At 43.2% G+C, this 729-nt stretch carries 1 protein-coding gene; it reads right to left on the reverse strand.

Annotated elements, in window-relative coordinates:
• Positions 1–636: IS982 family transposase (locus PSI23_RS21735; protein ID WP_273557014.1), on the reverse strand; the 636-nt coding region annotated here is incomplete at its 3' end.
• Between the last annotated feature and the right edge of the window lie 93 nt (positions 637–729).

Raw genomic sequence — 729 nt, forward strand, 5'->3', positions numbered from 1 at the left:
GGTGATGAAAGTGATCCCCGTTTTAGCTAAATCGTCAGCCAGTTCCTGGCTGAGATAACCTTTATCACCATAAAGAGAACCCGTTAATTCTTTTGTTAATTCACGAACAGGTTCTCGATCATCCACATTACCTGCCGTCACTTTAAGTGCCAGAATTTCCCCCTGATGGTTGATAACCAGGTGCAATTTGAAACCGTAAAACCAACCCATTGAGGTTTTTCCTCGTTGCGCTATCCCTTCAAAGACTTTATGGCGGGGAATCCGGATGTTATGACAAACGCGCAAACTCGTGGAATCAATAAAAGCAATGCCTGTGGGTTTTCCTTTTAATTGAGTCAGATAACTGCATAGTGGCATCAAAACGAAAGGGGCAACACGAATAAAACGGGTATAACTGAGCAAAGCGGGAAAATCGTTGTGATGATATTTCCAAATCTGCGCCAGATAAAAATGTTTAAAATCACGGTAATGTGACAGATGAAAGAGGATCAAAATGGTCATGATTTCACTGGGATACATGCGACCTTGTCGGCGACGTAGACGGTATCCGTTATCAAGGCAAAACTGCGTCCACTGAGGGATGAAAAAACGGCAAAAATCGTCGACATCGCAGAAAATTTCAACTAATTTATTCATAGCCTGTTCCTCCCCGGAGCTGTTTTCGGCGTTCACCAAAACTTTGCTCCCGGAACAGGCTTCTCGTCAATTTCTTATCCAGAATTCGGGTTA

This window comes from Xenorhabdus yunnanensis (assembly GCF_028598805.1).
Lineage (GTDB): Bacteria > Pseudomonadota > Gammaproteobacteria > Enterobacterales > Enterobacteriaceae > Xenorhabdus > Xenorhabdus yunnanensis.